The 7023-nt window shown below is 72.3% G+C and carries 6 protein-coding genes; 2 read left to right on the top strand and 4 right to left on the bottom strand.

Annotated features, from left to right (window positions below):
• A partial coding sequence (locus tag KBX71_RS26220; RefSeq protein ID WP_247684134.1) for a phosphatase PAP2 family protein occupies positions 1 to 1055 on the bottom strand: 1055 nt, incomplete at its 3' end.
• Between the two features lie 127 nt (positions 1056 to 1182).
• Between KBX71_RS26220 and KBX71_RS26215 the strand changes: the two genes are divergently transcribed.
• Positions 1183 to 1587, top strand: a complete 405-nt coding sequence (locus KBX71_RS26215; RefSeq protein WP_124820573.1) for a thioesterase family protein — start codon at positions 1183 to 1185, stop codon at positions 1585 to 1587.
• Complete coding sequence (locus tag KBX71_RS26210; protein WP_210820483.1) at positions 1584 to 2414, top strand: MBL fold metallo-hydrolase; 831 nt, start codon at positions 1584 to 1586, stop codon at positions 2412 to 2414. Before KBX71_RS26215 ends, KBX71_RS26210 begins: the two co-directional genes overlap by 4 nt.
• A 21-nt stretch (positions 2415 to 2435) precedes the next feature.
• Here the strand turns inward: KBX71_RS26210 and KBX71_RS26205 are convergent, their stop codons facing one another.
• The 3 genes from KBX71_RS26205 to KBX71_RS26195 form a co-directional block, all read right to left on the bottom strand.
• Positions 2436 to 4262, bottom strand: a complete 1827-nt coding sequence (locus KBX71_RS26205; RefSeq protein ID WP_210820482.1) for an alpha-galactosidase — start codon at positions 4260 to 4262, stop codon at positions 2436 to 2438.
• 194 nt (positions 4263 to 4456) lie between these two features.
• Complete coding sequence (locus KBX71_RS26200; protein ID WP_210820481.1) at positions 4457 to 5392, bottom strand: carbohydrate kinase; 936 nt, start codon at positions 5390 to 5392, stop codon at positions 4457 to 4459.
• Between the two features lie 114 nt (positions 5393 to 5506).
• A complete protein-coding gene (locus tag KBX71_RS26195) occupies positions 5507 to 6700 on the bottom strand; it encodes an XdhC family protein (RefSeq protein WP_307847320.1) in 1194 nt (397 codons plus the stop codon).
• Between the last annotated feature and the right edge of the window lie 323 nt (positions 6701 to 7023).

Below are 7023 nucleotides of genomic sequence, written 5' to 3'. Positions count from 1 at the left end.
GTCGTGTCCGGTTCCCGTGGTGACGGGGGCTCGGGCTCGCCGGGCGGGGGGTCGGTGGGCGACGGTGGGAGTCCCGTGGCCTGTGCCGACTTGGCGCTCGGGTGGCGGGCTCGCCAGGCCGCCCAGCCGCGCTCGGCCAGACCGACCACCAGGAAGGTCAGCCCCACGTACGCCCAGCCGACCAGCACGTCGATCACGTAGTGCTCACCGGAGTAGACCAGGGTGAAGGTCATCGCCAGCGGGTACGCGAGCAGCAGTGGCCACCAGCGACGACGGGTCGCGGTCAGGAAGAACAGCACCACGAACAGCGCCCACGCGGTGTGCAGCGACGGCATCGCGGCGACCGGGTTGGAGGCGATCTGGCCGGCGTTGAGGACGTTGCCGGCGCCGTGCATGCCGAACGCCTTCCAACCCCGGGTGGAGATCCGGGCGACCTCGGTGAGCAGGCCGTTCTGCGCCGCCCACCAGGGCGGGGCGGCCGGGTAGATGAAGTAGGTGACCAGACCGGCCGCGCAGAGGAAACCCCAGCGCCGCATGTACGCGGCCCAGCGGTGCCGGTCGCGCAGCCAGAGCACCGCGGCGGCGGTCAGCGCCACCACGAAGTGCGAGAAGTACACCCAGCTCGCCGCGACGTCCCACCAGTGCACCTGCGGGCGGTAGAGGTGCTGCTGCAACCAGACGGTGGGCACCTCACCGCCGGTGGCCCAGCCGAACATGAACCGGTCGGCGACGATCAGCTCCATGGCGTGCGGCGTGGCCCCGTTGTCGGCGAACCCGCGCGAGAGGTTGTACACCACGAAGAGCAGCACCACCGGCACCCAGTCCCGGGCGAAGCGCAGGTGACTGCGCCAGGGCCGTTCGCTGTTCCAGGCGATGGTCGCGAGCCAGATCCAGACGAAGGCGTACGCGGGATCGGTGGGAAGCCCGATGCCCAGCCACGCGCCGACGAAGGCGACCGCCCAGACGGTCATGGCGACGATGCGCCGACGACCCCCGTCCGGGGACGCGGGCGGGTCGGTCCGGGCGGGGGGCTGGGGGTCAGTCACGACGGCCATCGGGGTCAAGGTTAACGACGGGGACGGCATCGACCGACGGGGACCACCCGTTGGCCGTCGGGGCCGGGTGCGCCCGGATCGTCGGGCGGGTGCTCGACGCGTCCAGCGAGCCCCTAGGCTGACGACCATGCAGGAGCAGCCCGAGCCGGCCTTCGCGCCGGGTCTGACCGCCCAGGTCGAGTTGACGGTCACCGACGCGGACACCGCTCAGGCGGTCGGTTCCGGGGACGTACCGGTGCTGGGCACTCCCCGGGTGCTGGCGCTGGCCGAGGCGGCCACCGTCGCGGCGACGGCGACCGGGATGCCGCCCGGTTCGACGACAGTGGGCACCCGGGTCGAGTTGGAGCACCTGGCGCCGACAGTGGTCGGCCGGACGGTCCGCGCGCAGGCGCTGCTGGCGACGGTCGACGGTCGCCGGCTGTCGTTCGAGGTCACGGTCAGCGACGGCGACCAGACGGTGGCCCGGGGCCGGGTGGACCGGATCCTGGTCGACCGGGGACGCTTCGTCGAGCGGGCCGGGCGGGTGTCGTGAACGCCGGTTTCGTCGAGGTCGCCGACCGGGTGCACGTGCTGGCCGAGCCGCTGCTGCGGGTCAACGTCACACTTGTCGTCGGCGACGACGAGGCGCTACTGGTGGACACTCTCTCGTCGGCCGACCAGGCCACCGAGCTGGCCGCGGCCGTCCGGGCGGTCACCGACCGTCCGTTGACGCTCGTGAACACCCACCACCACTACGACCACTGCTTCGGCAACGCCGTCCTGGCCGGCGACCCACCCCGTCCGGTGTACGCGCACGAGCTGGCCGCCGCCGCCCTGCGCGAGGAGCCGGAGCGGCTGCGCCGGGAGGCGTACGAGGAGTTGCGCACGGAGCACCCGGCGCTCGCCGCCGAGCTGGCCGACACCCCGCTGCTCGCCCCGACGCACATCGTGCACGTCGAAACGGTCCTCGACCTGGGCGGTCGACGGGTGCTGCTGCGCCACCCCGGGCGGGGGCACACCGAGGCCGACCTGGTGGTGCACGTGCCGGACGCCGACGTGTTGGTCGCCGGGGACCTGGTGGAGCAGAGCGGCCCGCCCGCCTTCGAGGACTCGTACCCCTTGCAGTGGCCGGACGCGGTCGCGGACCTGCTGCGGCTGACCACCGCGCGCACGGTGGTCATCCCGGGCCACGGTGACCCGGTGGACGTCGACTTCGTCCGGGCCCAGCACGCGGAGCTGGCGAAGCTGGCCTGGCTGATCCGGGCCGGGCACACCGGCAGCGCCCCGCCGGAGCGGGTGGCCGCCGAGGCGCCCTTCGGCGCCCGTCCCGCCCTGGTCGCCGCCCACCGCGCCTACGACCAACTGAACGGCGACCTCTAGCCCCACCCACCACCGGCGCGGCTACGCCTGGGTGCGCCGCCACTGCTGGTGGGTGCCGGTGCCACACGTCCACTGGGCGAGGCGGGCACCATCGGTGGTGGCGGCGTTGAGCACCTCAAGGCACTTGCCGCTGTGCCGGGCGACGAGCTGCACGTACCCGGTGCCGAGGTCCTGTACGCGCCACTGCTGGTTGGTGCCGCCGTTGCAGCTCCACTGGATCACGCGGGCACCGTCGGCGGTCGCGCTCGCGCCGCCGCTGACGTCGAGGCACTTGCCGCTGTGCACGCTGACCACAGTCTGGTAACCCCCACCCGCGTCCTGGAACCGCCAGCGCTGGTTGGGCTGACCGTTCGCGGCCCACTGCACCATCTCGGCGCCGTCGCTGGTGGCGTTGTTGTACACGTCCAGCAGCTTGCCGCTGTGCCGCGCGGCGACTGTGTACGTGGTCGGCACCGGCACTGTGGTGTCCGGGGCCAGCCGGTACAGCCCGGATCCGTGGGCGGGGAGCGACCGGGTGAGGGTGCCGGTCACCGTGCCGAGGACCGCGCCGGACCAGAGGTCGGTCACGGCCGCCGCCCCGATCCCGAGGTCGGCGAGGTTCACCGACACCTGCGCCGCGCTGCTGGTGCGGTTGAACAGTGCGACGTACCGATCGGTGCTGCCCGGCACGTCGGCGGTCCACACCTGCTGGTTGCCGCCGTAGAGCTGACGGTTGTTCGCGCTGTTCTGGTTGACCCCGATGACGGCGGCGTTGGTCATCAACGCCAGCTCCGCGGCGCGGTTCTCGACCAGGTTGCCGCCCCACATCAGCGGCGCCCGGTTGATCGCCCAGAGTGACATCAGGGTCCGCTGCTCGTCGGAGGTCAGGTTGGAGTAGCGCGGCGACCCGACCGGCCCGTACCTGGAGAGCCGGCCGATCGGGATCATGTCGGCGTCGGGCCAGGCGCCGGTGGTGCGGTACGGGGTCCAGTTGCGCAGTTGGTCGAAGAGCGCGTCCACGGACGACCAGTTGTCCCACAGGTCGTTGACGATCCGCCACATGTGCGCGTTGGCCTGGACGTGTGCGCCGTTGGCCACCGAGGTCGGGCCGGGTGACAGGCTCAGCACCATCGGACGGCCGCTGCGCTGGATGGCCAGTCGGTATCCCTCGATCTCCGACTGCCGGTACGTCGGGGCGGCGATGTCGTCCACCTTCACGTAGTCGACCCCCCAGGAGGCCAGCAGCTGGAACATCGAGTCCAGGTAGGTCTGCGCGCAGGGGTTGGACATGTTCAGGCCCCACATCAGGTTGAGCCAGTTCGCGGTGGTGGTGTTGTTGATCTGGTTGGCGCGGCAGGTGGTGCCGAGGATCGGGACGTTGTCGGCGACCGCCTGGCGGGGAATGCCACGCATCAGGTGGACGCCGAACTTCAGCCCCTGCCCGTGGACGTAGTCGGCGAGGGGTTTGAACCCGTTGTCACCGGCGGCGGACGGGAACCGGGTGGTGTCCGGCAGCAGCCGCCCGTTGGCGTCCATCCGGAGCCGGGGTTGCAGGCTCCCGTCCTGGTTGGGGCTGTTGTTGTGCCGACCGGGGTAGTACCAGGCCCAGTCGATCACCACGTACTCCCAGCCGAACTGCCGCAGGTTCGTGCCCATGTAGTCGGCGTTGGCCCGGACGTCGGCCTCGGTGACGCTCCAGTTGAACGAGTCGTAGCTGTTCCACCCCATCGGTGGCGTGTCGGCCACCCCGTTGTCCCACGCGAGCGCCCGCTCCGGCGGGTCGGCGACGACCATCCCGGCAGCCACGAGAAGCATCACCAGCAGGGCCGCGACGCGGCGAAACGCCAGAGGTACCAGAGCCACACGCACAAGAGCCTCCCCGACAACGCCCACATTTCCATCGTGCGTCGTCAATGTTAACGCTCACAAAACCTCGGGGTCAACCCCTCCCCCCTGCCGCGATCTTGCACTTTCTGCGGGGTCGAATATGAGCAAAGTGGACCAATCGACGACCGAAAGTGCAAGATCGGCGCCGGGGGGCGGGGCGGGGCGGGTCGGCCGGCTCAGGTGTTGAAGCGGTTTTGCACGGCGGCGCGGGTGGGCATGGCCGTGGCGCCGCCCGGGGATTCGCAGACCAGGCCGGCCACCCGCAGGGCGAAGGCCACGCGGTCGGCCCAGCCCGTCGGGTCCTCCGGCTCGCCGTCGAGGAGCAGGTCGGCGATCAACGCCGCCATCACCGAGTCACCCGCGCCGGTGGCGTCGATCGCGTTGACCTTGGGCGCCGGCACCCGGACCGGGTCGGCCTCGGCGGCGGCCAGCACCGCACCGGCCGCGCCGATCGTCACCACCACAGTGCCTGCCCCCAGCTCACGCAGGTACGCCGCCACCCCCTCGACCGGCTCACCGGGATAGAGCAGCACCGCGTCGGCGGCGCTCAGCTTGACCAGGTTGGCGCTGGCGGCGAACTCGGCCACCACCTCGCGCAGCCCTTCCAGCGCGGCCGGTCCGTTCAGCAGCCGGGCGCGCACGTTCGGGTCGAAGACCCGCAGGCCGGCGGCGAGCGACCAGGCACGTCGGGCGGCGGCCAGCGTGTCGGGTTGGAGCAGCACTATCGAGCCGCAGTAGAGCACGTCGGCGCCCTCCAGCAGCGCCAGGTCCAGATCGTCGGGGCCGAGCAGTCCGTAGGAGGGCGGCTCGCCGTAGAAACGGAAGTCCGGCTCCGGCCCGGTGTACGTGACCACCGCGAGCGTGGTCGGCGCCGGCGCCGTGATCGCACCGGCCACCCCGACGTCGGCAGCGGTGAGGAACGCGCGGATCCGGCCGCCCAGCGCGTCGTCACCGAGCGAGCCGACGAACTGCGCCGCGCCGCCGAGTCGGGCCACCCCGACGGCGACGTTGAGCGGCCCGCCGCCGATGGCCTGCCGATAGACCCGCTCCCCGTCGAGCTCGCCGTCGAGCAGGTCGACGAGCGCTTCGCCGAGCACCACCGCGTATCCCATGCCGATCCTCTCGTCGTCGCCACCGACCGCTGCTCGCCGAGCCGGTCGCCGTGGCACCAGGCTGGCACAACGCGCGGCCCGATGGACGCCGAAGGCCACGCACGGCCGCGCGCGCTACCCCGGTCGGTGGATCGGCCCGTCGAGCGCCGCGAGGGGGCCGCCGGTGCCACCCCACCGGGCCGCGACGATCTGCGCGGCCACACTCACGGCGGTCTCCTCCGGGGTACGACCACCGAGGTCCAACCCGATCGGAGAGGCGAGCCGGGCGAGCTGGTCCGGGCTGAGCCCCGCCTCGCTCAGCAGCTTGTGTCGCTCGTCATGGGTGCGCCGTGAGCCCATCGCGCCGACGAACGCCAACCGGTGGCGCAGCGCCAGCTCCAGCAACGGCACGTCGAACTTCGGATCGTGGGTGAGCACGCACACCACCGTCCGCTCGTCGAGCCGACCCGCCGCCAACTCCGTACGCAGGTAGTGGTGCGGCCACTGCGCCACCACCTCGTCCGCCTCGGGAAAGCGCCGCGCGGTGGCGAAGACCGGCCGGGCGTCGCAGACGGTGACCCGGTAGCCGAGGAACGCGCCGATCCGGGCCACCGCGGCGGCGAAGTCGATAGCCCCGAAGACGATCATCCGGGGTGGGGTTGCGTATACGGTCACGAAGAGGCTGAGGCCGCCACCCCGGCGCTGCCCGTGGTACCCGTACCGGAGCATCCCGCTGCGCCCGGCGGCGAGCAGCCCGAGGGCGTCGGCGCTGGCGGCGTCGTCGAGCCGGTCGTCGCCGAGCGAACCGATGGACCGCTCACCGCTCAGCACCAGCCGCCGGCCAAGCCGCCGAGCCGGGTCGCTCGGCCCGGCACCCGGCGGAACACCGGCGCCGGCGGTTGGGTCGCGGGCGTCGGCGGGTGGATCGTTGGCGTCGGCGGATACGCAGGTGACGATTGCCGCCGGGTGGCCGCCGCGGCGGGCGGCGGCGACCGCGTCCAGTGCCGGCAGGGCGCTAGCGTCGACGCGCTCCACGAACACGTCGAGGACACCGCCGCACGTCAGGCCCACTGTGTACGCGTCGTCGTCGCTGATCCCGTAGCGGCGCAGCTCGGGTTGGCCGGTGTCGAGCACACCACGGGCCCGTTCGTAGAGATCCGCCTCGACGCAGCCGCCGGAGACGCTGCCGATGATCGTGCCGTCGGTCGCGACCACCATGGCGGCGCCGGGCGGCTGCGGGGCGGAGTGCCAGGTCGCCACGACTGTGGCCAGCGCGACCGACTCGCCGTCGCGGCAGCGGCGGTGCACCTCGTCGAACACGTCCGGCACCGGCTGCCGCCTCTCCGTTCCCGCTCCCCGTACGCAGGATATGGCGTTCACCGAAGACCGGCGGGTCTTCTCGTGCATCGAGGAAGACCTATTGCGTTCGGCCCCTGGGGCGTGGTGGGATGACGCTTACCGGGCGGTGCGAGGGCTGCGGCGCCGCCGGTTGCCGGGTTGGTTAGACGCGAGGGCACCGGTCCAGGACTGGACCGTCGACGGCGCACGTCCACTGGCTGTTTCCGCCGGGGCACGTCGCCGTGATCGTCGCACCGCTCACGACAGCGGGGCGATCACGCCACATCCCACCCGATTGCGGCGGGGCGGCTCAG

Source organism: Micromonospora sp. D93, assembly GCF_018070365.1.
GTDB lineage: Bacteria > Actinomycetota > Actinomycetes > Mycobacteriales > Micromonosporaceae > Micromonospora > Micromonospora ureilytica.
This window is presented reverse-complemented; position numbering and strand designations above follow the sequence as displayed.